The organism is Ruegeria sp. CDSC042, assembly GCF_059610745.1.
Window position 1 is genome coordinate 236,859 of record NZ_JBXWOF010000005.1, and the last position, 23,422, is coordinate 260,280.

Below are 23,422 nucleotides of genomic sequence, written 5' to 3' on the forward strand. Positions count from 1 at the left end.
CCGGCATATGACAGCGGCCCCAATCAGAGTCAAACCTGCATCAGGCTTTCAGCGGCAGGAAGCCTAGCGCCAACAAACCGATTCCGGCGGGCACCCCGAACAGCCATGCTTTCTTCTGCCATCCCGGAGCCTGCTGTTTCCAGGTCATGCGAAAATTATGGCCACAAACGACAACCGCAAAAAATATCAGCACGGCAACAGGGGGGGTCAGATAAAAGTTGGACAACGGGCCGGATTTCCTTGGTTTTTGGCAGATTTCCCCGGATTGGGCATTTGTACCCTATACAGGTCATATGGCTGCGGTAAGGTGAAAAGCAAAGCAAGAGGAGATTGCCCATGGCCCCAAGCTCTTACCAGCCACCGACACGCGGCGACAAGGCCGCGGCTGCCTCGCATAGCCAGTCGGTTGAATCGAACCTTTCTCATACACAGACAACAGTCGAAAAGCTGCTTGTTGGCAAAGGGGACGCGGTTTTTTCCGTGCGCCCGAAAGACACAATTCATTCGGTGGTGAATATCCTCAAGGAAAAGCGGATCGGCGCTGTGGTGGTGACAGATCAGAATGGTACGCTTCAGGGTATCCTGTCCGAGCGTGATATTGTGCGCCGTATGGCCGATACTCCGGGCCAGACCCTGCCCCAATCTGTCGAAGATCTGATGACCCGCAGCGTACAGACCTGCGCGCCCGAGGATCTGTTGAACGATGTGCTGAAAACCATGACGGAGGGGCGCTTTCGCCACATGCCCGTCCTCAGCGATGGCCATCTTCGTGGCGTGATCACGATCGGTGATGTCGTGCATTTCCGCCTCAAAGAGCTGGAGTATGAAGCCCTTCGCATGAAGCAGATGATCGTCGGTTGACAGCTATTCCGGCTGCTCGTCGGTTGCGATGAACCGGACCTCGCCGGCGCGAACATTAGTGGCGGTCAGCCTGCCACTGAAGAAGGCGCCGGTGTCGATCGAAACAACACCATTCTCAGCGCGGGGCTCTGACGTGATCGTATGACCATGGACAACCCACTGACCATCTTCGCGCATTTGCCGTGAAAAATTTGGGTGGCCCCACAGGCAAACCTGGCGTGTTTGGTCGTCCAAAGCCTTGCCCGGGTCCAGACCTGCGTGCACCACGGTAACGTTTCCGCTGGTCCAGGTCAGGGGACGGTCGTGCAGCCAAGACAGCAAATCATCGCCCATTGCGCGTCGCAATCTGTCAGCCACCGAGACAGCATCCGCACCAACCGTGTCTTCATCCACACCGGTAATTCCAAATGAGGCGAGCGTTTGTAGGCCACCGTTTTGCAGCCAAAGCCTGCCGACCCGTTTTGGGTCATCGGTGAACCGCAACAGCATCTCCTCGTGATTACCCAGCAGGCAAATGAAATCATTGCCTCGGACCCGGCTAAGGTGCCGTAACTGGTGCAGCACCTGGGCGCTGTAATTGCCACGATCAATGTAGTCCCCGACAAAGATTGTGGGGCAATCTGGATCCAGCCTTGCCAGCAAAGTCTGCAACAGATCCAATCGCCCGTGGATATCCCCAACGGCATAAAACCTCTGGTCAGGCGCGATGTCAGAAACTGAATTCTGTGCCGCCTGAGGTTTTTTCCACCTGGTTTTGATCCAATCCCACACCATCGCAATTTCCTACCCTGACTGGCGGGCAACAACAATCCGCAAGTGAATTCGGGTACCGGATTGCCCCAATGGCGCGGTTTGTGGGAAAATCCCCTTGACCTTGAGGGGCTGAAAGTATCCCTGATGTTTCAAACGGTTTTGGTTTGGGTCGAGGGTTAAATGAAGCGCGTATTAGTCACAGGCACAGCAGGGTTCATCGGTTTTCACCTGGCAAAACTACTACTGGCCGAGGGGTTTCAGGTTCACGGCTACGATGGGATGACGGATTATTACGACGTCTCGCTCAAGCAGCGCCGCCATCAGATGCTCTTGCAATCCCCTGGGTTTTCCGCAACCGAGGATCTTTTGGAAAACTACGACCAGCTTGCAAAGGTCGCTGAGGAGTTCCAGCCCGAAGTGATCGTGCATCTCGCGGCGCAGGCTGGTGTCCGCTATAGCCTTGAGGACCCGCGCAGCTATATCAATTCCAACGTGGTCGGCACGTTCAACGTCATGGAAATCGCGCGCGAGCATAAGGTAGACCACCTTCTGATGGCTTCGACATCCTCGGTTTATGGCGCCAACGAGGTCATGCCCTTTACTGAGGTCGAAAAGGCCGACACACCGCTGACGATTTACGCCGCAACCAAAAAGGCAAACGAGGCGATGGGCCATTCCTATGCTCATTTGTGGAACCTGCCCACGACCATGTTTCGGTTCTTCACCGTGTATGGAACCTGGGGGCGACCCGATCTTGCGCTCTACAAATTTGTGGACGCCATCCTGGATGACCGCCCGATCGATATCTATAACCACGGCGACATGTATCGGGATTTCACCAATGTCGAAGACCTTGTCCGCGGTATCCGACTGCTGATCGACGTCCCTCCGGTGCGGCCGGACAGCGCAGATGAGATTGAAGAAGGTGACAGCCTGTCGCCGGCGGCGCCCTGGCGCGTGGTGAATATCGGCAATGGCGACAAAGTGCGGCTGATGGATTTTATCGAAGCCATTGAGGAAGCTATCGGCAAGAAAGCCATCCGCAATTACATGCCTATGCAGATGGGTGATGTTCCTGCCACTTGGGCGAATAGTGATCTGCTGCAAAAGCTGACCGGCTATCGTCCGCAGACAAATTTCAAAGATGGAATCGCCCAGTTTGTCGAATGGTTCCGCGACTATCATGGTAAGTGACGCATATGCTTGAAACCGACCCCAATTCCCGAAAGATTGCTGTGATCGGGCTGGGTTATGTCGGCCTGCCCCTGGCCGTGGCCTTCGGCAAAATTGGCAAGGTGATCGGATTTGACATCAATGCGGCGCGGGTCGAGGCACTACGCGCTGGCGTAGATGCAACGCATGAGGTTGAGCCACATGATCTGAGCGCGGCGGGCGGCCTGAAATTCACAACCAACCCCTCGGAGATTGCCGATTGCGATACCTATGTCGTAACCGTCCCCACGCCGATCACCGCAGGTAAGCAGCCTGATTTAGCCCCCCTTCTGGCTGCGTCGGAAACAGTTGGCCACGTATTGAAACCCGGTGATTTGGTGATCTACGAATCCACCGTCTATCCCGGCGCAACCGAAGAAGATTGCGTTCCGGTGCTGGAACGCGCCTCGGGCCTGACTTTCAACACGGATTTCTTTGCAGGCTACAGCCCCGAGCGGATCAACCCCGGTGACAAGACCCACCGTATCGCGGACATCTGCAAAGTCACCGCTGGTTCAACCCCGCAGGTCGCTGATCTGGTTGACGCGCTCTATGCCCGGATCATCACCGCTGGAACCTACAAGGCCGAAAGCATCCGCGTGGCTGAGGCCGCGAAGGTGATCGAAAACACCCAGCGCGACCTGAATATCGCTCTGGTGAACGAGTTGGCGATGATCTTCGGTCGCATGGGCATCGATACCGAGGCTGTGCTGCGCGCAGCCGGAACCAAGTGGAACTTCCTGCCCTTCCGCCCCGGTCTGGTCGGCGGGCATTGCATCGGCGTGGATCCTTACTACCTGACGCACAAGGCCGAGGCCGTGGGCCATCACCCGCAGATCATCCTTGCAGGGCGGCGCCTGAATGACAGGATGGGCAGCTATGTGGTGTCGCAACTGGTCAAACGTATGACCCGTTGCGGTATCAATGTTGGCGCCGCCCGTGTTCTGGTGATGGGCCTGACGTTCAAGGAAAACTGCCCCGACCTGCGCAACACCCGTGTCTTCGACATTATCGAAGAATTGCAAAGCTATGGCATCAGCGTCGATGTCCACGACCCTCATGCCGACCCCAAAGCTGCGCAAGAAGAATACGACCTGGACCTGATCGACCAACCTGAGCCAGGGCTCTATGACGGGGTCGTCCTGGCCGTCGCGCATGCGGAATATCGGGCACTCGATCCTTTGCAGTTTCGAGCCTATGGCAAAGAAAACAGCGTAGTCTTCGACATCAAATCCTGCCTGCCACGCGAGGCAAGCGACCTGCGCCTGTAATCGAACCAAAGGACCTAAAATGAAACCGGCGCCACAGGGCGCCGGATAACTGATTACCCGCCGAAATCGTCGAGCATGATATCTTCGCGGTCCACACCCAGATCCAGCAGCATGTTGATGACCGACTGGTTCATGATCGGCGGTCCGCACATGTAGAACTCGCAATCCTCGGGTGCCGGGTGGTTCTTGAGGTATTCGTCGAACAGCACGTTATGGATAAAGCCGGTATAGCCTTTCCAGTCGTCCTCGGGCTGGGCATCCGACAGGGCGACATGCCATTCGAAATTGTCGAACTCTTCCGCGAGGCTGTCGAAATCCTCGACAAAGAACATCTCTTTCTTGGACCGGGCACCGTACCAGAAGGTGATCTTGCGGTCGCGATTCTCAAGCCGTTTGAGCTGGTCGAAAATATGGCTGCGCATGGGCGCCATACCAGCACCACCACCGATGAACACCATCTCTCTTCCGGTCTCGCGGGCGAAGAATTCACCGAATGGACCCGAGATCGTGACCTTGTCACCCGGTTTCAGGTTGAAGATATACGACGACATCTGGCCCGCCGGTATCCCTTCGGAACCCGGAGGCGGTGAGGCAACCCGGACGTTCAGCATGATCATGCCCTTTTCGTCCGGGTAGTTGGCCATGGAATAGGCGCGTTCGATGGGCTCGGCAACGACCGAGTCGTACTGCCACAGATTGAAGCGATCCCAATCTTCGCGGTACTCGTCTTCGACATCGAAATCAGTGTATTTCAACTGGTGCGCCGGGGCCTCGATCTGAATGTAGCCACCGGCGCGGAAGTTCACATCCTCGCCTTCGGGCAGGTCCAGCGTCAGCGCCTTGATAAAGGTGGCAACGTTCTCGTTCGATCGGACGGTGCATTCCCATTTCTTGACGCCAAAGACCTCTTCAGGGACTTCGATATCCATGTCCTGCTTGACCGCAACCTGACAGGACAGGCGGTCACCGCAAGCGGCCTCGCGCTTGGTGATATGGCTTTCCTCGGTAGGCAGGATCGAGCCACCGCCGGAATGCACGCGCACGCGGCATTGCGCACAGGTGCCACCGCCGCCACAGGCGGACGGTACGAACAGTTTCTCAGCCGCCAGCGTTTGCAGCAGCTTGCCACCGGCGGGCACGGACACGGTTTTCTCACCATTGATGGTGATGTTGACATTGCCCGTCGACACCAGCCGTGACCGAGCGGCCATGATAAGGGCGACAAGCGCCAGAACGATCAGCGTGAAAAGAACGACGCCAAGGCTAAAGGTTTCCATTGCCGCCCCCTTACAGTTTCACGCCCGAGAAGGACATGAAGGCCATCGCCATCAGACCCGCGGTGATAAAGGTGATCCCCAGACCCTGTAGGCCATCGGGAATGTCCGAATATTTCAGCTTTTCGCGTACGCCCGCCATTGCGGTAATCGCCAGCGCCCAGCCAAAGCCGGAAGACAGACCATAGGTTGTCGCCTCGGCAAAGTTGTAATCCCGCTCGACCATGAACAGCGACCCACCCAGAATGGCGCAATTCACCGTGATCAGCGGCAGGAAAATACCCAGCGCGTTGTAGAGCGGCGGGAAATACTTGTCCAAGACCATCTCGAGGATCTGAACCATCGCCGCGATCACGCCGATATATGAGATCAGGCCAAGGAAGGTCAGGTCCACATCCGGGAACCCGGCCCAGGCCAGCGCGCCCGGTTTCAGCAGATAGGTCAGCAACAGGTTGTTGGCGGGAACGGTGATCGCCTGCACGACCATGACCGAGATCCCAAGACCCAGAGCGGTCGAGATCTTCTTGGACACGGCGATGAAGGTACACATGCCAAGAAAGAAGCTGAGCGCAAGGTTTTCGACAAAGATGGCCTTTACGGCCAGTGAGATAAGCCCTTCCATCAGTGCGCCTCTACCTGCTGGATTTTGTATTCACGTTCTTCGACCTGGTTCGGCTTCCATGTTCGGAAGGCCCAGATGATCAGGCCGATGATAAAGAACGCCGAAGGTGGCAACAGCAGCATACCGTTAGGTACGTACCAGCCGCCGTTGTTCACGGTCTGCAAGATGGTGACGCCGAACAGCGACCCGGCCCCCAGCAGTTCGCGGATAAAGCCGACGAGCAACAGGATCAGACCATAGCCCATGCCGTTGCCAACACCGTCGATAAAGGACGCGACGGGGGGGTTCTTCATCGCAAACGCCTCGGCGCGGCCCATCACGATACAGTTTGTGATGATCAGCCCGACGAAAACCGACAGGGTCTTTGAAATCTGGAAGGCATAGGCCTTGAGAACCTGATCCACCAGGATCACCAGCGACGCGATGATCACCATCTGAACGATGATCCGGATCGAGCCGGGTATCTGGTTGCGCAGCATCGAGATGAACATCGACGAGAAGGCGGTCACGAAGGTCACCGCCAGCGCCATCACAAAGGCCACCTGCAACGACGAGGTCACGGCCAGTGCGGAACAGATGCCCAGAACCTGCAGCGTGATTGGGTTGTTGTCGACAAGCGGGTCGACCAGCATCTCTTTCTTGGTCTGAGACATCAGAACTCTCCTGCTTGCAGTTTGGCCAGGAACGGGGCAAAGCCCGCGTCACCCATCCAGAATTTCACCAGGTTATCGACACCAACCGAGGTCAGCGTGGCCCCTGCCAGCGCGTCGACATAGAAATCGGGACCGGCGGCGGGTTGCGACTTGGCGACGGTGATTTGCAGATCGCCCGCATCATCGCGCAATTTCTTGCCATTCCACAGACCTTTCCATCGCGGGTTGTCCACCTCGGCGCCAAGGCCGGGGGTCTCACCATGCTGATAGAACTGCAGGCCGTAGATGTCGTTGCCGTTATTTTCTAGAGCGATAAAACCATAGAGCGTCGACCACAGGCCATAACCATGCAGCGGCAGGATCACTTTGTCTAAATCGCCCGCATCATCGCGCAACAGATAGATCACTCGGTACTTGGCCTGACGACCAATACCCGCCGGGTCAGTGTCCAATGCTACGCTGAGTTCAGGATCACTTGCAGCAGCCTGGTCATCAAAGGTTGCCGGATCGAACTGATCGTCGACAAATTCGCCGGTGGCAAGCTCGAGCACATGCGGCTCGAACGCAGCGAAGGCTTCGGTCACATCTATGCCCGGCTCGAAGACACCAGCCACCTGCAAAACGTTAACCTGTTTGTCCTTCAGCGCGTTGGCTTCTTGCACCGGGCGCAGGCTGACTGCAGCGGCGGAGACCACCATCGAGGCAACAAGACAGACGGCAACGGCGACGAAGATCGTCTTGCCAACCGAATCCGGCGAGGCGGCCAGAAAGCGAGCCAATGCGCCCTTGGGTTCTTGAGGTTGCGGATCAGACATGGCGACGCGCCCTCCGTTTGATATTGGCCTGCACGACGAAATAGTCGATCAGCGGTGCAAAGACATTGCCGAACAGGATGGCCAGCATCATGCCTTCGGGGAAGGCCGGATTAATCACGCGTATCATCACAACCATCACACCGATCAAGGCGCCATAGATATAGCGGCCCAGGTTGGTGTGGCTGGCGGAAACCGGTTCGGTCACCATGAAGGCCAAGCCAAATGCATACCCACCCAGAACCACATGCCAATACCACGGCATCGCGAACATCGGGTTGGTATCCGACCCGATCAGGTTCAGCAGCAGAGTAAATCCGATGGTCCCGGTCAGACAGCCAACGATCAGGCGGTAATTGGCAATCTTGGTCATCAGCAAGAAGGCCATACCGATCAAGCAGGCCAAGGTCGAGGTCTCGCCAAAGCTGCCCTGAATGGTGCCGTAAAAAGCGCTGGACCATGTGATCCCTTCGGCAGCAAGAGCCTGTACGCCCTCGGCCGCTGACACCGCCAGCGCGGTTGCACCCGAGAACCCGTCAACCGGGGTCCAGACCGAGTCACCCGACATCTGCGCAGGATAAGCGAAGTACAAAAACGCACGACCAACCAACGCGGGGTTAAGGAAGTTCTTGCCGGTGCCGCCAAATACCTCTTTGCCGATAACCACACCGAAGATGATGCCCAAAGCCACCTGCCACAAGGGTGTAGTGGCCGGCATAATCAGCGTGTAAAGCATTGATGTTACGAGGAAACCTTCGTTCACCTCATGACCGCGCACGGTGGCAAAGATGACCTCGAATATGCCGCCTGCGACCAGTGTGACGATGTAGATAGGCAGAAAATACATCAACCCGTGCATCACATTTGCAAAGACACTGCTGGGGTCCAGCGAGATACCAAACATCTGCAGCAGAGCGATGCGCCAACCGGCGGCAGAGTCCGGCCCGAGGCTGGCGATAGCCGAGTTGGCCTGATAGCCGGTGTTCCACATCCCCCAAAGGATACAGGGAATGGTCGCGATCACGACATAGGTCATGATCCGCTTCATATCCACGTAAGACCGCGCATGCGGGGCCACAGAGGTCACGGTTTTCGGAGTGTAGATAAAGCTTTCGACCATCTCGTAGATGGGGAAATACTTTTCGTACTTGCCGCCCTTGGTAAAGTTCGGCTCGATCCGATCGAAGAAGCTGCGCAAACCCATTTGGATCAGCCCTCCTTTTCAATCTTGTTCAGGCAGTCGCGCAACGCCAGCCCGTATTCATATTTTGCCGGACAGGCAAAGCCGACAAGGCCCAGATCCTCTTCGTCCAGCTCGAGCGCGCCCAGAGCTTGCGCGGTATCGGTGTCCATCACCAGTAGTGCCCGCAGCAGTTGCGTCGGCAGATAGTCCTGCGGCATCAGCTCTTCGAACGTACCCGTGGGCACCATGGCGCGGCGCCCCCCATTCAGATTCGAACTGAGCGCGTACAGCTTTTTGGCGAAAGCAGAACCCAGCACCGGCTGAACTGCAAATTTCGAAGGCATCGGGCGGATCCAACCCATCGGAATCTGGTCGTGGTCCTCGCGGATGATGCTGATCTGCCTTGCAAAACGCCCCAGATAGGCCGTTGGGCCATCCGCATGCTGACCAGATAGGATCGAGCCCGAAATGATCCGTGCCGTGCCGTCCACATCAACCTCATCCCGGGTCAGGTCTTCGGTCGACGCTCCCATCACCGTACGGATCAGGCGCGGCTGACGGGCACCCGGGCCAGTCAGGGCGATCACCAGATTAGGGTCCAGATGGCCCGTCTGCATCAGGCGGCCAATGGCGATGACATCCTGATACCCGATGGTCCAGACCTGCTTTTCGCCCGCAAGCGGTTCGAGGAAATGGATGTGGGTTCCGGCCAAACCCGCAGGATGCGGACCAGAGAATGCCGCCGCCTCAACGTCTGGCAGATCGCTACCCGGAACTGAAGCACCGTCCTGCTGGCACAAATAGGTTTTGCCCTCGGTCAACTTGGATACGGCTACCAGACCATCCGCAAATGCTTTGCCCGCGTCATTGATGATGAGTTCTGCATCTCCGGCCAGTGGTTCGCTATCCATGGCTGTGACGAAAATCGCTGCTGGCTTGGTGCCCGGAACTGGCATCTTGGAATAGGGACGCGTACGGAAAGCGGTCCACAGCCCCGCGGCGCATAGCTTGGCGGTGACACCCTCGGCGCTGTCCGCATCACCAACACCCGAGAAATCGATACCCGTGTCGTTGGCATCCGCAACCTCGATCACAACGCTCTGCAAAACCCGGCGCGCACCACGGTTGATGGCAACGATCTTACCACTTAGCGGGGCGACCATCATCGCCTCGGGTGCGTCCTTGTGACAGAATAGCGGAGTGCCACGTTGAACGTCATCCCCCTCCTGAACCAGCATTCGCGGTTTCAAGCCAAGGTAATCGCCCCCCAAAACCCCAACAGTCTTGAATTCTGGACCCGGATGGATGGTTTGCTCCGGTGCGCCTTGCACCGGCAACTCCAACCCTTTTTTCAGTTTGAAAGTTTGCATGTCGCTACGGTCTTCCAAGCCTCTTTACCTGTGCCGGCTGAGCCAACACCTATCTAGTGTCAGACAATAACGCGAGAATTCCAAGCAGTCGTCGCAAAAGCGTCGAATTGCGACTGAAATCCGCGGCCGTCCCTCTGATTGTGGCCCCTTTACGCGGGGATGATACCAAAAGCAAACCTGTAACCGTCAAAATTCCCTCACGGTATTCACTTTCTTGTATCACTTTCGCTGAAATTGCCTGTCGCGCCCCGATCATGTCCGGTGTAAGCACCCTTGATGGAACAAACGAACGATCTGGAAATTTTTCTGGTAGCAACGCCCGGACTAGAGGCGCCGCTGCATGCCGAGGCCACCGAACAGGGATTCGCCGATGCCAAGGTCATTGCTGGTGGCGTGGTTTGTCGGGGCGGGTGGCCCGAAGTCTGGCGTGCCAACCTTTGCCTTCGGGGCGCAAATAAAGTTCTGGTTCGGATTGGCAGCTTTCCCGCTGTCCATCTTGCACAACTGGACAAACGCGCCAGAAAATTTCCGTGGTCAGATTTCCTGCGCCCGGAAGTGCCGGTAAAAGTCGAGGCGACAAGCCGCAAATCACGCATCTATCATGCGGGTGCCGCGCGCCAAAGGATCGAACGAGCGCTGGCCGAGACACTGGGGACTCCAATCTCGACAGATGCAGCCCTGCGCGTGCTTTTGCGGATTGAGAAAGACATCTGCACATTCTCGATCGACACCTCCGGAGATCCCCTGCACAAGCGAGGTCACAAGACTTCCGTCGCCAAGGCCCCCATGCGCGAGACAATGGCGGCCATGTTCCTGCGCGAATGTGGCTATCACGGGACCGAACCGGTGCTGGATCCCATGTGCGGGTCGGGCACTTTCGTCATCGAGGCTGCCGAGATCTCGTTGGGCCTGCTTCCCGGTCGCACGCGTAATTTTGCATTCGAAAGCCTAAGGAGTTTTGATCCCGACATCTGGTCCGACATGCGCGCCGGGTCACCCTCCCCTGCCCCCGAGGTTCAGTTCTTCGGCTCCGACAGGAATGCAGGTGCGATCGAGGCCGCAAAAGCTAACGCGGAACAAGCCGGTGTTTCGACCAATACAACATTTCATTGCCACTCCGTCAGCGATCTGAAGCCCCCGCAAGGTGCTGAGGGGTTAGTGATCGTAAACCCCCCTTATGGCACCAGGATAGGCGATGAAAAACGTCTGCGATCCTTGTATGGGAGTTTCGGCAAGGTTCTGATGTCACGCTTCAAAGGCTGGCGCGTTGGCATCGTAACAAGCACCCCATCCCTGGCCCATGCCACACGCCTTCCTTTGCTTCCGGCAGGGCCGGTAGTGGATCACGGCGGCACAAAAATCCGACTTTATCGCACTGACCGCCTGATCTGACATGGGGCTAATCACAGGGATTTTGAGCCTGTCCAAAGCCTGTTACTAATCACAAACCAGACCCAGAATCCCTCTTGCACATCCAAACCCTCAGGTATAAATCACCCGCCACGGTCGGAGTGTAGCTCAGCCTGGTAGAGCACTGTCTTCGGGAGGCAGGGGTCGGAGGTTCGAATCCTCTCACTCCGACCAATAAAATCAATCAGTTAAATACGAATGAACTGCGCCGCCACCGCAGCATACCCGGATTTTGTCCGGATTATTCTGTTTTCAGGGTCTGGTTTCCGAAGAAAAGTGAAAGAAAAACCGCTGAGGGGGCGGCCACCCACCTCAACGGTAATGCAAATTTATCCGCACGAACAGAATACCAAATTCGCAGCCGGTCCGCAATCGCGGGAGGCGCATATGTCTAGGCTCAATCGCTTTGAATGGCTCAAGGCCGTTCTGCAATGCGCTGACCTCAACTCGTCAACTAAGGTAGTTGCCTCAGCGCTTTCGGTACAGTTCGCCAACGACAGGACCGGCCAACTCAATCCCTCACTAAAAACGCTTGATGAGTTCCTGGTCGGAATGTCGCTAGCAACCATCAAACGCTGCCTCAAACAGCTTGTCGAGTTCGGTTGGCTGTTTCGAACTGAAGGGCGTGGCGCAGGCAATCACACAGAATACGACCTTCGCTCCCCAACAAAAATCATCCCGTTTCGCCGGAGGAAAAAGGATGCACCGATGAGCCTTTCAGAAGGGCGAAAGGGTTCGCCCGTGAGAGACAAAGGGCGCATGGGTGATCTTTCCTATATAAAGAAAGAACAATCCATAGAACAAAACCTCGCGCTTGAGCCGGATCTGCCGAATGGTGGGCCATCCGACTCGGCGCGCGTGGGCAGTGCGCAACCCGAATTCGTCTCGCGCCAATCTTTCGGCTGCCGCCAATGGGAGCAGTTCACCGAACGAATGTTTGGTGCTTGGATCGACCGGGTACTTCCTGAAGCCATCGAAAACAACGAGCGCGGCTACTGGCTCCCCGGCAGGTTCCCTCCAACGAACAAGAACGAGTGGCCCGTGTTGCGCAGCTGGCTCATCACCGAAGGCTGGACCCTGTTTGCACCATCGAAGCAGGAACTGTGCCATGCGGTCTGAGCAAAGAGCAAGGCGACCCATGTCATACGCTGGCGCTGCTGACACGGGACCTTGCGAGGGGTGGCAAGCCTCCCCTTCGAACCCCACCGGCGGAGGCACGCCGCCCGCCAAAGCGCCGCTCACCGAGACCTTCGTCTTTCGATGTAGCGTTGCTGAGAAGGCTGAGCTTCGCGCCAAAGCCGAAGCTGCCGGAGTGTCTGCCGCGACCCTCTTGCGCGAAGCCTTGGGTCTGACGGAAGCACGTCGTCGCAAGCCTGCGCCTCGCGTCGACCCCGCTCTGGTCCTGGCACTAGGGCGCATTGGCGGTAACCTCAACCAGGTTGCGCGGGTTGTGAATCGGGCGCTTCTGATTGGTCGGGTTGACATGGATACGCTGGCCGTCGCCCGACAACTGGTTGTGATTGAACGCCAGCTTACCAAGATCCTTGATGAGGCACGACAATGCTGATCAAGTTCTTTCCCAATGGCAAAGGCGCGGGTGCTGGTCCAGTTGGCTATCTCGTCACGCGTGAGGTCTTGGCCTATGACTCCAATCGCGATCTAATCCGCGATGCTGATGGCCAGCCCATGACGGTCATACGCGATCCTTTGCCTGAAGTGCTGCGCGGCGATTCCACCCGCACCGAGGCCCTGATCGACGCCAGTCGCAATCAGTGGACCTACCGCGCGGGCGTCATCAGCTTTGCCAGCGAGGACGCACCCACCGTAGCCCAGCAGGTCGAAGTCATGAACGCCTTCGAGGCACTGGCATTCGCTGGTATGGACAGTGAGCAATTCGACTTGCTCTGGGTCCGGCACAGCCACGAAGACCGAGTTGAGCTGCATTTCTGTACACCGCGTTTGGAGCTGACAACCGGTAAAAGCCTCAACATCGCACCACCTGGCTATCGGACAGCCTATGACAGTCTGCGCGACTTAATGAACAAGACGCACGACTGGGCCGATCCGATGGATCTGGAACGCACACAGGAGGTTCAAGCCACCGTTGAGGCCCCAACTAGGGCACAGGGCCGCGAAGAACTCCACGAATGGATCTTAGACCAGATCAGCATCGGCACCATCACCGACCGCGCAAGCATGGTCGATGCCCTGACCGACGCAGGTTTCGATATCCCCCGCGTAAGCAAAAATTACATCACGGCCAAAGACCCCGACACAGGCGAACGCTGGCGATTGAAAGGAGAGATTTTCCATGACGACTGGCAAGCCGACCCGGCTGAGCGAGAAATTGAACGCGGACTTGGACAAGATCCGAAAAGAGCACGCCGCCTTGATGGATTCTCAATTGCAGAGCTTCAGGAGCGATATTCAAGCATGTGTAACACTCGCGCGGAATACAATCGAAGCCGATACCCGCACGTTTTTGGATTGGAGCGGGACGACCTGGCAGAGTCACATCGACAAGATCAAATTCCTGATTCAGATCTCACCTTGGGCGGTGATAACGGCCTGTATGGTGTTGATCGCAGCAACCTTAGGACTGACTTTTCTGTGGAGCTGGAAACTCTCAACGATAGCCGCCTCGACGCAGCTAGAGAGGTTGGGCATCCAGGCGGTACTTCACGAGGGAGCGACTTATTTGATCCTGCCGCCAGAAACATCAAGCATGCGCACCTGTTCGGTGGCGAGCCGATTGGTTTCTTGCATCAGAGTGGAGCCAAACTAGATGGACCAATCCCTGACAGCCTTGGAGCGAGATTTGCTCGCGTGCGTCGAGCAGTTGGTGACGGCTTGCGAGACCTCCGCCTCGGAATTGCGCAATTTGGAAGAACGCTCGACGACCGGGATCGAGGCCAGGCTAAATGGCTTAACGCAGTGCATCGAGCTGCTGATGAAATCACATCTCAAGTCCGTAGCTACATTGGCCGACTTGCTGACCGAAGAACAGAACTACACCACGCTGGAAGAGAACTTGCAGACGAGTTTGAAGCTAGCGAGAGCCGCCGAAACTCTGCTGCAAGAGAGCTGAATCATGGGCTGCTTGAACGAGACCAAGACTACGGCTTCCATCTTTGATCTGAAGGAATGACGATGCCCACTCATCACGAACGCTTCACCATGAGCTTCCGCCAATCCTGCGCCTGCGGGATTGACTACAGAGAATTTGAAAGAGTCGACTCGCTACCGATAGGCATTCCACTAGTTGCAATTGCAGGGGTTTGGGGCGATTGCTACAACTTACGGTGTCTGTTTATGGACACTGACGGAAATCAGTATTTGCGGAATGTGTTCAGGACCAAAAACGGCTACTTGATACCAGAACTTGGGGTCGATGCGAAAATGATCAAAATAGGCCAAGTTGTTCTAGCCTAGCGCTCAACTGCGTATTCTCAGTGAATTGACGCCTGAATCCCAATAAAACTGCCGCCCAATCCCGTTAAGAACGTGCATCCAGACCGATGACCCTCGATCGCCGTGCCACAGGCTACTTGGCAGGAAGGCCACCAAGCAGACCTTCGCTGCGGTGGCGGCACTGATCATCACCAATGGCAGCAACGGTGCAAAAGTAGACTTTGCATAGCTCCGTGCGGCCCGTAACCGACGTAGAGCGGCGCGGTCGAATGCTGCGATTGCATTCTGCACAGCAGTCATTCATTGTTGTAGAAAACTATCCTGAAAGTTTTGGAGGCTAGGCCACCGGATTAAGAAGTGCGGCACTCTGGAAAACAAAATTTGCCAGTGCTACGAACCGTAGAATGTGCCATAGCACTCGGCGAGAACCGGTCTGTCTTGCATCAGACGGCTGTATGACGTCTCGATAATGATTGGTCCAGCCGAACTGACCGCTGAGCGCTCGTTCTATGTCCGCCAGGTAATTTTCAACTTGGTCCATATGGCGCCTAAACACCTTGGAACGTTCGTACCCCACGAACGCTACGACAATCGCCAAGGATGCTCCAAACGGAACCACGATCCAGTTTGGTATAGACGTTACATTGTCCGTAGAAAATTGAAACAGTATGATCGAAAATACAAACGCAGAGCAGGCAAGTTCATTAGCCGTCATTCGGTCAACGGTTCGATTAACTTCCTCCCTAAGAGGTTGGTACTCCACCAAAAGAAGTTCCCTGTCATCTTGAGTTATACTCTTGGTCATCTCTGCGCCTGTTGTTTTTCAAATGATGCAGGGGACGTCTAACGCGGTCAACGGCCCATAACTGACCTTCGACCAGAAAACAGGATGCTGTGTACACACGGTATTCCTGCCGTTCATGCACTGTGCAGATATTCCGAATGGAGATCGGTGGCACCGAGTGTGGAGGCGACGCGTCTGGACCTAGTCTCCGAGATTGCAAGCTGTTCAATGTATTAGAGCGGACTGTCAGGTGTGCTTAACTAGTAACCTTGTTTAGCAACACGCCACGATTGTCTGGCCTGAAAAGCCCGTATCCGCCTTCCCTCGCAGATTCTACGTGACGATATAATTCGAGATATTCGTTGCCGTGATTGCGCCCCGAGCTATCTCGCGTCGGCACAATCACAATCTTGTCTATATGCTTAACCCCATCTGCGTATCCGATCTCCCACGGGCACCATCGACTTGAAGATGAATTGGCCGTCGCCAGATACAAAAACCAATCAAGCCGCTTGATGCGTTCCTTGATCTTTTGCGCGGTCTCGCGGTTAGGGCGCGATGGCATCGATCTGTCTTCCCAATCGATGTAAACGAGCCACCCCTGCGACTGTAAAAAGCCTTGCAACCCTTTCGCCAGCTCTGCATCCCGATGACTATGTGAGAGAAAAGCAGTTTGCTTTCCTTCTCGCACGGCTCGATTCACAACAAAATCTGACCTTTGAGAACCAGCACGACTGGCATAAGTGCGAATAGTAGATTGACTGATCATATCTATCTACCCACGTCAGCGGCTGCCTGCCTCACCCAAGATGCAAAATTCGCGCCACCACCATTCGTCCTATAGCAATACAATCCGGCATAACGAGAAAGCTTGATTACAGTGTTGTCGTGTGGCTTGATCCAAGTTGCGGGAAGATCTACCGCCTGAGTATAGTCCTCATACTTCACCCATTTCCCGTTCATCCTCTCGGCCAAGCGTATTGCGTTGCCCGTATTGTACACCCCCATGTAATCAAGCGGATTAGGCCCCGCTTGAGAAGCGTATCCTTGCTGGTTGCCCATGAGATGAATCCTAACGGCCAACAACCCGTTCCCTTTGATTACTGATCTGGCGATTTCGTAACGAACCCACCTTCTCTCATAAGTTGCCGCCCCAACAAGAACGCAAGTCACTGATGTGTTTTTGATTCCCTCTCGGATCAAGCTCTTAAGAGAATCTGGCCCTGTTCGACGAGAGTTCTCCCAAATGCTTCCATCGTAGAACCCCTCTGACTCGCGCGTGTTCTCATGGTTGTAGCGCCATGAGTTTCGCACCTGGTTCACTCGCCAGATGTCGTTCTGATAATGGAAGGAAAAGAAAACCCGCCGCTTGGCGGTTTGAGCGGGTATAGCCCCGAAAATACTAGCCATTTATACCCCACAAAAAATCAATGATGCGACCGCGCCCAGCGACAGAAAAATCGCCAAATAAAACCAGCTCACGGACCACGAAAGCGCCAGCCGAAGAACTGAAGATGTATCCTGCATGAACGGTGTTGCTTCGAGGCTATAGGCTTCGATTTCTTCCCCTCTTCGCACGTGGTCGTATAGCTTTCGATAAGCTCGCTCGAGGCGTAAATACTGCGCATCCATCAGCCAAAAAATGATCATCGGCACTATGGCTGCAACCGCATAATATGGCGAAGGCGTCTCCACGGTGGCCATGACTGCAACCGCCGCGCTCCCAAACGTCGCAGCAAGAGCTTTGAGGGTAAACGAGTTTGCCCCCATTCTCGTAATGACGCCTTGCAACATGGTTAGATGCGCGATCCGAATACTCTCGTCTTGGATTTGGCTGTCCCCCATTCAATTACCTCGTTCTCTATGCGTAAATTCAATCTCAGCGTGCATTTGACTGGAATGTACTTGAGTAATCTAAGATTTCCAGCGGAAGTCGCTAGACATGACGTCTGCTTTGTTTCACAACGCGATTTGATCTCGCACCTGCAGCGAATTTTTCGCTTTCCGCACTTGGTGCAGAACTTTCAAGTCCGCTTTCGGACTACGACCAGCTGAATGCGTATGCAGCGCTCTGTTGGACCGGTAAAGTCGGGAATGGGCTCATTCGACCAATTCGGGCCCGTCGCAGAGAAAGTCCGGTGCGAGCCCAACCTGTTCCTTGGATTTTCTCGCTGCTTGCACTCGCAGCGTCAGGAATGCCAAGTGAGCAACAAGTTCGGTGCCGCTATGCAGCGGAAGCAACGGTCATTCATACAGGCTGCAGCGAGAATCACACGTGGAATTCACAAGTCGCGGACGAAGCCGAAACTGGACAACTGCGTGGTTAACCCTAAGCTTTGGTACCTAGGGCCAAAAGATCAAGCAGTTGTCATGGGAAGTCTCCTGTACGTGGTTCCGCCGCGGTCGCAGTAGCGGCGGGTTAGTTCAGAAAGTAAGCCGATATTTCAAAGGGCCGAACGGGCGGCAGTCTCCAAAGCATGGTGCAGAGAGCGCGCGTAAGAGCGCGGGCCAAGAACCGCGTAGTGGCTGGCAGTTTCAAAGCAGATGATCACACAGCTAAGGTGCTCCAGCAGCGCGCGTGTGGCGCTCCCGGGCTCCATCGCAGCCAGATTGACGCCGCTCAAACGTTCAAACACACCCCGGCACGCACCCTCCAGATCAAAACGGCACCAGCCGTCTGTTTGCTCTGTTACCGAGGCTAGGCCCTCCACGGCATCCGCGAGTTGGTAGGACATAAGTTCATGCTCCGGGATTTCTGCGGAGATCAGCCACTGATCCTGCGCAAACCAGCTAGCCGCGTATGAGCCCGCTGCGGCGTGCTTCCCGACCGCAGGCAAAGCTAATCCCAGCATGGCCTCGGCCGCTTTCCGGCCTTCGTCTTCGCGCCCCCTACGCAATGCAAGCGAGGCAAGCGCCCGGTTCGGAACCTCAGTGATTGTCAGCCCATTGAATCGGTCGACACGCGGCGTTTCTCCCCAAAGCGGGGTGATGGATTGAAGATCAAGCACGCAGGCGCCCTCCTTCCGGGTCAAAGAAATGTGTGGGAATGACCTGAGCCTTTACATCGGTTCCCCGCACGGGATCGACTACGCGGATAATCTCGCCCATGCGCTGATCACCGCCTTTGAGAAAGGCCATTCCGATGGAGTGCCCCAGATGTGGCGAGATACAGGCTGATGTCACATGCCCCTGTTCGCTGTCGATATGAACAGGCGCAGTTTCATTCACCAACTGGGAACCGGCGGTTATCACTTCGCTTTGGTTCACGGGCTTCAGACCGACAAGGCGCAATCCATTGGGATCAGTCACCCCCTCCCGCTGGTCCATTGTGCTGCCGATGCTGTCTTTTTTGCGGGACACCATGCGCCCCATACCCAGCATCAGTGCGGTGGCCCTGCCGTCGAGTTCGCGACCCGTCGGGTGGCCTTTTTCAATGCGCATGATGTCGAGCGCTTCAAGACCATAGGGAGCTACTCCAAGATCTTGCCCCAACTCTAGCATTCGGCGCCACAGCGCATCTCCATAACGGGTGGGAACAGCCAATTCATAGGCCAGTTCACCCGAGAATGAGATCCGAAACAGACGTGCCCTCAGGCCGCCGCACAGCGTCACGGAACCGCAGGCCATGAACGGGAATGCCTCGTTTGAGATATCGAACTCAGAGTCCACAATCCGCTGCAGCAGCTCGCGCGATTTCGGTCCGGCAACAGCAAACTGCGCCCAGGCCTCGGTGGTTGAGATCAGCTGCACGTCCATGTCCGGCCACAGGCATTGACGGGCGAATTCCATGTTTCTCAGAACCGCCCCGGCATTGGCTGTAGTGGTCGTGATGACGAAGTGTTCTTCCGCCAACCGTGCAGCGGTGCCGTCATCGTAACAGGCGCCATCTTCGCGCAGCATGATGCCATAGCGCACCTTACCCACTGCCAGCTTGGCAAAACCATTGGCATAGACCCTGTTCAGGAATGACGCGGCATCCGCGCCCTGAACGTCGATTTTTCCCAGTGTGGTCACATCGCAGATGCCCACATTCTTGCGCACGTTACAGGCCTCTCGGTCAGCGGACTGGCGCCAATGGGTCTCGCCCGGCTGCGGAAACCAACGCGCCCGCATCCAGTCGCCAGCAGTGTCAAAGGGCGCATTGTGTTCCCTGGCCCATTTGTCAGTCGGGGTTTCGCGCGTCGGGTGGAAGTGTTTGCCCACCGTGCGCCCGCCGATTGTGCCCAGTGCAACCGGTGTATAGGGCGGCCGGAAAATCGTCGTTCCCGTTTCGGGGATCGATTTGCCGGTCAGCTCGGCCATTATTGCCAAAGCATTGACGTTAGCAGTTTTGCCCTGGTCAGTGGCCATGCCGAGAGTAGTGTAGCGTTTGAGATGCTCGACCGATCGGTAGTTCTCCTGATGTGCCAGCTTAACGTCCTTGACGGTCACGTCGTTCTGCTGGTCCAGCCAAGCCCGGCCCTTGCCATGGGGCACATGGTAAAGTGGCTGGAGGTTATAGGCGCCGTTATCGGCGCGCGGCAGCTTCAATGCGCTGGCGGCGATACCCAGGCTTTCCAGGGCAGCCACAGCTTCTTCCGCCCCGCTGCGCAATGCGTCTTCAGTCGAAAACAGGCCTTTGGCCGCACCCGCCACCGACATGCCAACTGGGATGTTCCGGCCGGGAACGAAAGCTGCAATACTCTCAATCCAGACAGGACGGCCGCCCTGGTGGCAGGTCAGGTGGACGTTGGGATTCCAGCCGCCAGACACGCCCAAGGCGCCACAGGCTAGCGTTTCCTCGTGGCCATCCGCTTGACGGACCCGGATGCTGCTCAGGCCATGCCGCCCCTTGGTGCCGATAACATGCGCGCCACTGATCAGCCGCACATCCGTCAGTGTCGGCGCATCCAGCCGGGCATCGACGATGGCTGTGACATCAACACCTTTTGCCATCAGGTCTACCGCAGTGCGATGGCCATCATCATTGTTGGTGAAGACCGCCACCTTCCGCGCGGGGGTTGCAGCCCAGCGGTTGGCATAGGCCCGCATCGATCCTGCCAGCATCACCCCCGGACGGTCGTTGTCCGGGAAAGCAATTGGACGCTCGGTTGCCCCGGCACAAAGGATCGCGCGCTTTGAATAAACCCGCCACAATGTCTGCCGCGGCTTCCCTGCCACAGGGGTTTGCAGATGGTCCTGCACCCTCTCAACCACACCGTAAACCCCGTGGTCAAAGGCCCCCATCGCCGTGCTTCGCGGCATCAGGCGCACATTGTCCATCGCGGTTAGCTCGGCCACAGTCTGCTCAACCCATTCGACCGCAGGCTTTCCGTCGACATCTTCCTGTTCGACGTTCAGGCGCCCGCCAAAACGGCTATCTTCATCCGCGAGGATGACGTTTGCGCTTGCACGGCCCGCGGTCAGTGCCGCCATCAGGCCAGCGGGCCCACCCCCAATCACCAGCAGATCGCAATGGAGGAAGCCCTTTTCATATTCATCCGGGTCATCTTCCCCAGACAGGCGACCAAGGCCTGCAGCTGAGCGGATGATGGGTTCATAGACTTTCTCCCAGAAAGCCGCCGGCCACATGAACGTCTTGTAATAGAAACCGGCGCTCAGAATATCCGAGAACAAATCGTTCAGGGCAAGCAGGTCGTAACGTAAGCTGCCCTTGTAATTCTGTGAGCAAGCAACCAGCCCTTCGTACAGCTCCGCTACTGTAGCGCGTGTGTTTGGTTCCTGCCGGGCTCCACTGCGCAATTCGACCAGCGCGTTTGGCTCCTCGGAGCCAGCGGTGAAAATACCACGCGGACGGTGATACTTGAACGATCGACCCAGGAAACGCACGCCATTGGCCATCAGGGCAGACGCCAGCGTGTCGCCCTCATACCCCAGATAGGCACGCCCATCGAAATTGAAGTTCAGTGGCTTTCCGCGGTTGATCAGGCCGCCATTCAAACGGTTGGATTGGGTCATTTGCTGCGCCCCTGCTTGCGGGCCACATCGCTGGCCAGTTCGACATTAGTGATTTCATGCGTCACCGTGTTGCGTGTTACGACTAGCCACGAGCGGTCGCCATGCTCGTGATACCAAAGCTCGCGGTGCTCCCCGGCTGGATCATCACGCAGGTAGACGTATTCGTAAAACTGATCCATCGCGTTCCCGGCCTGCCAGTCGGGACGGTCAATCAGGCAAGCATCGCCGAGATAGGTGAATTCCTGCCGGTCACGCGGCCCCAAAAGAGGGTGATTGATAATCATTTGACCGCTCCTTACTGCCGGTTCGGGTTCGGGCCTTGGCCCTTTTCATCAAGCAGGTAGCCGGTCCGGAACCGGTCAAGACGATAGGGCTTGGCAAGTTCATGCGGCTGTTCTGTGCTTAGAAGATGAGCAAAGCATTCGCCGGCTGCGGGTGTTGCTTTGAATCCGCCGTAGCACCAGCCGCCGTTCAAATAGAGACCCTTGATCGGCGTTTCGTCGATCACCGCATGGCCATCCATGGACATATCCTGCAAACCGCCCCATGCCCGCAAAAGACGAGCGCGCGACAGCATTGGGAACAAGGTCACAGCGGCTTCAATCACCGATTCAAAGACCGGCAGGTTGCCCCGCTGGGCGCAGGAATTGTACTGATCCAGGTCGCCTCCCATAACCAGGCCGCCTTTGTCCGACTGCGAAATATAGAAGTGACCTGCGCCATAATTGACTTGGCCGGGAATGATGGGCTTGAGCCCTTCAGACACGAAAGCCTGAAGAACATGGCTTTCGATTGGGGTACGAATGCCCGCCATGTCCATCACTCGGCTGGTATTTCCAGCTACCGAGACACCAACCTTCCTTGCGCCGATGAACCCGCGGGTTGTCTCAATCCCCAGGACCTTACCTTGCTCAATCCGGAACCCCATAACTTCGCAATTCTGAAGGATATCTACTCCGCGCCTGTCGGCCGACCGCGCATATCCCCAGACCACAGCGTCATGGCGGGCGGTGCCACCGCGCCGGTGAAGATAGGCACCCGTGATAGGGAAACGTCCGTCGAAATTCATCGAGGGGTACATCTTGCGCACCTGCTCAGGCCCCAAAATCTCGCCATCTGTGCCTTGCATCCGCATGATGTTGGTTTTGCGATAGTGGTCGTCCCTCTCTGAGTCGTTGTGGTGCACGAACAACAAGCCACGCTGTGAGTGCATGACATTGAAGTTCAACTCCCGCTCCATCTTTTCCCACAGGCCAACACTGTGATCGTAGAAGCGGGTATTTGGAGGCAAAGTGTAGTCACCACGCACAATTGTCGTGTTACGCCCGGCATTGCCGGACCCAATCCAGCCTTTTTCGACCACTGCGATGCTTTTCTCACCATATTTCGTCGCTAGGTAATGTGCAGTCGCCAACCCGTGGCCTCCGCCGCCAATGACAATGATGTCGTAATTGGGTTTGGGTTCCGGATTGCGCCAAGCAGGCTTCCAACCTTTTTGGCCATTCAAGGCCTCTCTAATGACTCTTAGCCCTGAGTACCTCATGGCATTCTTTTCCTTTATGGCATGGGTGCCCATTTGGCACCCAGTTCGTGGAACCGGCCAGTTTCAACGCTGATGTGGGCAATGCCGAATCCCATGTTCTGGAACGCTTAATGCTCATAAGTTAATCGATTAACTTCCAATTCGTCAATCACCTTCAACGCCAATAGGAGTCGCAGTTCAAGTATCGCTTACAGTGCTGGGCGTTCGCCCGGGTGGGCGGACGCGTGCCCGATACTTGCGTATCGGGCGGGTAAACGCGATCAAATGCGACACCCTCCAAAAGACAACTCAGGCAACCAAATGGC

At 56.3% G+C, this 23,422-nt stretch carries 21 protein-coding genes and 1 tRNA gene; 8 read left to right on the forward strand and 14 right to left on the reverse strand.

What is annotated here, in order from left to right; translation table 11 throughout:
• Positions 1-336 precede the first annotated feature (336 nt).
• Positions 337-861 (forward strand): CBS domain-containing protein, encoded by a 525-nt coding sequence (locus AC2FHX_RS12860; RefSeq protein ID WP_142636370.1) that lies wholly within the window; start codon positions 337-339, stop codon positions 859-861.
• Positions 862-864: 3 nt separating this feature from the next.
• Here the strand turns inward: AC2FHX_RS12860 and AC2FHX_RS12865 are convergent, their stop codons facing one another.
• Positions 865-1,635, reverse strand: a complete 771-nt coding sequence (locus AC2FHX_RS12865) for a metallophosphoesterase family protein (protein WP_281972906.1) — start codon at positions 1,633-1,635, stop codon at positions 865-867.
• A 159-nt stretch (positions 1,636-1,794) separates the two neighbouring features.
• On the opposite strand from AC2FHX_RS12865, the gene AC2FHX_RS12870 reads away from it, so the two are divergent.
• A complete protein-coding gene (locus tag AC2FHX_RS12870; RefSeq protein ID WP_271948911.1) occupies positions 1,795-2,808 on the forward strand; it encodes a GDP-mannose 4,6-dehydratase in 1,014 nt (337 codons plus the stop codon).
• Between the two features lie 5 nt (positions 2,809-2,813).
• A complete protein-coding gene (gene tviB / locus AC2FHX_RS12875; protein ID WP_496701843.1) occupies positions 2,814-4,097 on the forward strand; it encodes a Vi polysaccharide biosynthesis UDP-N-acetylglucosamine C-6 dehydrogenase TviB in 1,284 nt (427 codons plus the stop codon).
• A gap of 53 nt (positions 4,098-4,150) precedes the next feature.
• On the opposite strand, the gene nqrF is transcribed toward tviB, so the two are convergent.
• From nqrF to AC2FHX_RS12905, 6 genes are read right to left on the reverse strand one after another with little or no spacing between them, the layout of a single operon-like run.
• Positions 4,151-5,374 (reverse strand): NADH:ubiquinone reductase (Na(+)-transporting) subunit F, encoded by a 1,224-nt coding sequence (gene nqrF / locus AC2FHX_RS12880; protein WP_496701842.1) that lies wholly within the window; start codon positions 5,372-5,374, stop codon positions 4,151-4,153.
• A gap of 10 nt (positions 5,375-5,384) precedes the next feature.
• Positions 5,385-5,993, reverse strand: a complete 609-nt coding sequence (nqrE, locus tag AC2FHX_RS12885; protein WP_142636377.1) for an NADH:ubiquinone reductase (Na(+)-transporting) subunit E — start codon at positions 5,991-5,993, stop codon at positions 5,385-5,387.
• Complete coding sequence (locus tag AC2FHX_RS12890) at positions 5,993-6,646, reverse strand: NADH:ubiquinone reductase (Na(+)-transporting) subunit D (RefSeq protein WP_496701840.1); 654 nt, start codon at positions 6,644-6,646, stop codon at positions 5,993-5,995. Before AC2FHX_RS12890 ends, nqrE begins: the two co-directional genes overlap by 1 nt.
• Positions 6,646-7,461: a Na(+)-translocating NADH-quinone reductase subunit C gene (locus tag AC2FHX_RS12895; protein ID WP_496701838.1), complete on the reverse strand. Its 816-nt coding sequence runs from the start codon at positions 7,459-7,461 to the stop codon at positions 6,646-6,648. The genes AC2FHX_RS12890 and AC2FHX_RS12895 overlap by 1 nt, the downstream gene beginning before the upstream one ends.
• Positions 7,454-8,662 carry an NADH:ubiquinone reductase (Na(+)-transporting) subunit B gene (locus AC2FHX_RS12900; protein ID WP_496701836.1) on the reverse strand — a complete coding sequence of 403 codons (1,209 nt, stop codon included), beginning with the start codon at positions 8,660-8,662 and terminating at the stop codon, positions 7,454-7,456. The genes AC2FHX_RS12895 and AC2FHX_RS12900 overlap by 8 nt, the downstream gene beginning before the upstream one ends.
• Before the next feature lie 5 nt (positions 8,663-8,667).
• Positions 8,668-10,011, reverse strand: coding sequence for a Na(+)-translocating NADH-quinone reductase subunit A (locus tag AC2FHX_RS12905; RefSeq protein ID WP_496677031.1), 1,344 nt, complete (start codon positions 10,009-10,011; stop codon positions 8,668-8,670).
• A gap of 276 nt (positions 10,012-10,287) precedes the next feature.
• Here AC2FHX_RS12905 and AC2FHX_RS12910 point away from each other — a divergent pair, with 276 nt between their 5' ends.
• The 5 genes from AC2FHX_RS12910 (at position 10,288) to AC2FHX_RS12930 (ending at position 14,556) form a co-directional block, all read left to right on the forward strand.
• Positions 10,288-11,403, forward strand: coding sequence for a THUMP domain-containing class I SAM-dependent RNA methyltransferase (locus AC2FHX_RS12910; RefSeq protein WP_496701835.1), 1,116 nt, complete (start codon positions 10,288-10,290; stop codon positions 11,401-11,403).
• Positions 11,404-11,518: 115 nt separating this feature from the next.
• Positions 11,519-11,595: transfer RNA gene (locus AC2FHX_RS12915), tRNA-Pro, on the forward strand.
• Positions 11,596-11,619: 24 nt separating this feature from the next.
• Positions 11,620-12,540 (forward strand): hypothetical protein, encoded by a 921-nt coding sequence (locus AC2FHX_RS12920; RefSeq protein WP_496677025.1) that lies wholly within the window; start codon positions 11,620-11,622, stop codon positions 12,538-12,540.
• A gap of 19 nt (positions 12,541-12,559) precedes the next feature.
• Positions 12,560-12,988 carry a plasmid mobilization protein gene (locus tag AC2FHX_RS12925; RefSeq protein WP_082643591.1) on the forward strand — a complete coding sequence of 143 codons (429 nt, stop codon included), beginning with the start codon at positions 12,560-12,562 and terminating at the stop codon, positions 12,986-12,988.
• On the forward strand, positions 12,982-14,556 hold the full coding sequence (locus AC2FHX_RS12930; protein ID WP_496677021.1) for a relaxase family protein: 1,575 nt from the start codon (positions 12,982-12,984) through the stop codon (positions 14,554-14,556). Before AC2FHX_RS12925 ends, AC2FHX_RS12930 begins: the two co-directional genes overlap by 7 nt.
• 1,316 nt (positions 14,557-15,872) lie before the next feature.
• Here AC2FHX_RS12930 and AC2FHX_RS12935 read toward each other — a convergent pair.
• From AC2FHX_RS12935 to AC2FHX_RS12965, 7 genes are all read right to left on the reverse strand, one after another.
• The gene (locus AC2FHX_RS12935; protein WP_496677018.1) at positions 15,873-16,385 is read right to left on the reverse strand and encodes a toll/interleukin-1 receptor domain-containing protein; all 513 of its coding nucleotides are present in this window, start codon (positions 16,383-16,385) and stop codon (positions 15,873-15,875) included.
• Positions 16,386-16,387: 2 nt separating this feature from the next.
• Positions 16,388-17,026, reverse strand: coding sequence for a TIR domain-containing protein (locus tag AC2FHX_RS12940; protein WP_496677014.1), 639 nt, complete (start codon positions 17,024-17,026; stop codon positions 16,388-16,390).
• Positions 17,027-17,461 carry a hypothetical protein gene (locus AC2FHX_RS12945; RefSeq protein WP_480600795.1) on the reverse strand — a complete coding sequence of 145 codons (435 nt, stop codon included), beginning with the start codon at positions 17,459-17,461 and terminating at the stop codon, positions 17,027-17,029.
• A gap of 599 nt (positions 17,462-18,060) precedes the next feature.
• Positions 18,061-18,624, reverse strand: coding sequence for a sarcosine oxidase subunit gamma (locus AC2FHX_RS12950; RefSeq protein WP_142638799.1), 564 nt, complete (start codon positions 18,622-18,624; stop codon positions 18,061-18,063).
• The gene (locus AC2FHX_RS12955) at positions 18,617-21,574 is read right to left on the reverse strand and encodes a sarcosine oxidase subunit alpha family protein (RefSeq protein WP_496677010.1); all 2,958 of its coding nucleotides are present in this window, start codon (positions 21,572-21,574) and stop codon (positions 18,617-18,619) included. The genes AC2FHX_RS12950 and AC2FHX_RS12955 overlap by 8 nt, the downstream gene beginning before the upstream one ends.
• Positions 21,571-21,858 carry a sarcosine oxidase subunit delta gene (locus AC2FHX_RS12960; RefSeq protein ID WP_106607275.1) on the reverse strand — a complete coding sequence of 96 codons (288 nt, stop codon included), beginning with the start codon at positions 21,856-21,858 and terminating at the stop codon, positions 21,571-21,573. Before AC2FHX_RS12960 ends, AC2FHX_RS12955 begins: the two co-directional genes overlap by 4 nt.
• Before the next feature lie 11 nt (positions 21,859-21,869).
• Positions 21,870-23,117, reverse strand: coding sequence for a sarcosine oxidase subunit beta family protein (locus AC2FHX_RS12965; protein WP_106607585.1), 1,248 nt, complete (start codon positions 23,115-23,117; stop codon positions 21,870-21,872).
• Positions 23,118-23,422: the final 305 nt, after the last annotated feature.

Excerpts from the sequence above, each read along its gene's own strand:
- AC2FHX_RS12860 (WP_142636370.1), top strand. The coding sequence starts at position 337 with ATGGCCCCAAGCTCTTACCAGCCACCGACACGCGGCGACAAGGCCGCG.
- AC2FHX_RS12865 (WP_281972906.1), bottom strand. The coding sequence starts at position 1,635 with ATGGTGTGGGATTGGATCAAAACCAGGTGGAAAAAACCTCAGGCGGCA.
- AC2FHX_RS12870 (WP_271948911.1), top strand. The coding sequence starts at position 1,795 with ATGAAGCGCGTATTAGTCACAGGCACAGCAGGGTTCATCGGTTTTCAC.
- tviB (WP_496701843.1), top strand. The coding sequence starts at position 2,814 with ATGCTTGAAACCGACCCCAATTCCCGAAAGATTGCTGTGATCGGGCTG.
- nqrF (WP_496701842.1), bottom strand. The coding sequence starts at position 5,374 with ATGGAAACCTTTAGCCTTGGCGTCGTTCTTTTCACGCTGATCGTTCTG.
- nqrE (WP_142636377.1), bottom strand. The coding sequence starts at position 5,993 with ATGGAAGGGCTTATCTCACTGGCCGTAAAGGCCATCTTTGTCGAAAAC.
- AC2FHX_RS12890 (WP_496701840.1), bottom strand. The coding sequence starts at position 6,646 with ATGTCTCAGACCAAGAAAGAGATGCTGGTCGACCCGCTTGTCGACAAC.
- AC2FHX_RS12895 (WP_496701838.1), bottom strand. The coding sequence starts at position 7,461 with ATGTCTGATCCGCAACCTCAAGAACCCAAGGGCGCATTGGCTCGCTTT.
- AC2FHX_RS12900 (WP_496701836.1), bottom strand. The coding sequence starts at position 8,662 with ATGGGTTTGCGCAGCTTCTTCGATCGGATCGAGCCGAACTTTACCAAG.
- AC2FHX_RS12905 (WP_496677031.1), bottom strand. The coding sequence starts at position 10,011 with ATGCAAACTTTCAAACTGAAAAAAGGGTTGGAGTTGCCGGTGCAAGGC.
- AC2FHX_RS12910 (WP_496701835.1), top strand. The coding sequence starts at position 10,288 with ATGGAACAAACGAACGATCTGGAAATTTTTCTGGTAGCAACGCCCGGA.
- AC2FHX_RS12920 (WP_496677025.1), top strand. The coding sequence starts at position 11,620 with ATGAACTGCGCCGCCACCGCAGCATACCCGGATTTTGTCCGGATTATT.
- AC2FHX_RS12925 (WP_082643591.1), top strand. The coding sequence starts at position 12,560 with ATGTCATACGCTGGCGCTGCTGACACGGGACCTTGCGAGGGGTGGCAA.
- AC2FHX_RS12930 (WP_496677021.1), top strand. The coding sequence starts at position 12,982 with ATGCTGATCAAGTTCTTTCCCAATGGCAAAGGCGCGGGTGCTGGTCCA.
- AC2FHX_RS12935 (WP_496677018.1), bottom strand. The coding sequence starts at position 16,385 with ATGATCAGTCAATCTACTATTCGCACTTATGCCAGTCGTGCTGGTTCT.
- AC2FHX_RS12940 (WP_496677014.1), bottom strand. The coding sequence starts at position 17,026 with ATGGCTAGTATTTTCGGGGCTATACCCGCTCAAACCGCCAAGCGGCGG.
- AC2FHX_RS12945 (WP_480600795.1), bottom strand. The coding sequence starts at position 17,461 with ATGGGGGACAGCCAAATCCAAGACGAGAGTATTCGGATCGCGCATCTA.
- AC2FHX_RS12955 (WP_496677010.1), bottom strand. The coding sequence starts at position 21,574 with ATGACCCAATCCAACCGTTTGAATGGCGGCCTGATCAACCGCGGAAAG.
- AC2FHX_RS12960 (WP_106607275.1), bottom strand. The coding sequence starts at position 21,858 with ATGATTATCAATCACCCTCTTTTGGGGCCGCGTGACCGGCAGGAATTC.
- AC2FHX_RS12965 (WP_106607585.1), bottom strand. The coding sequence starts at position 23,117 with ATGAGGTACTCAGGGCTAAGAGTCATTAGAGAGGCCTTGAATGGCCAA.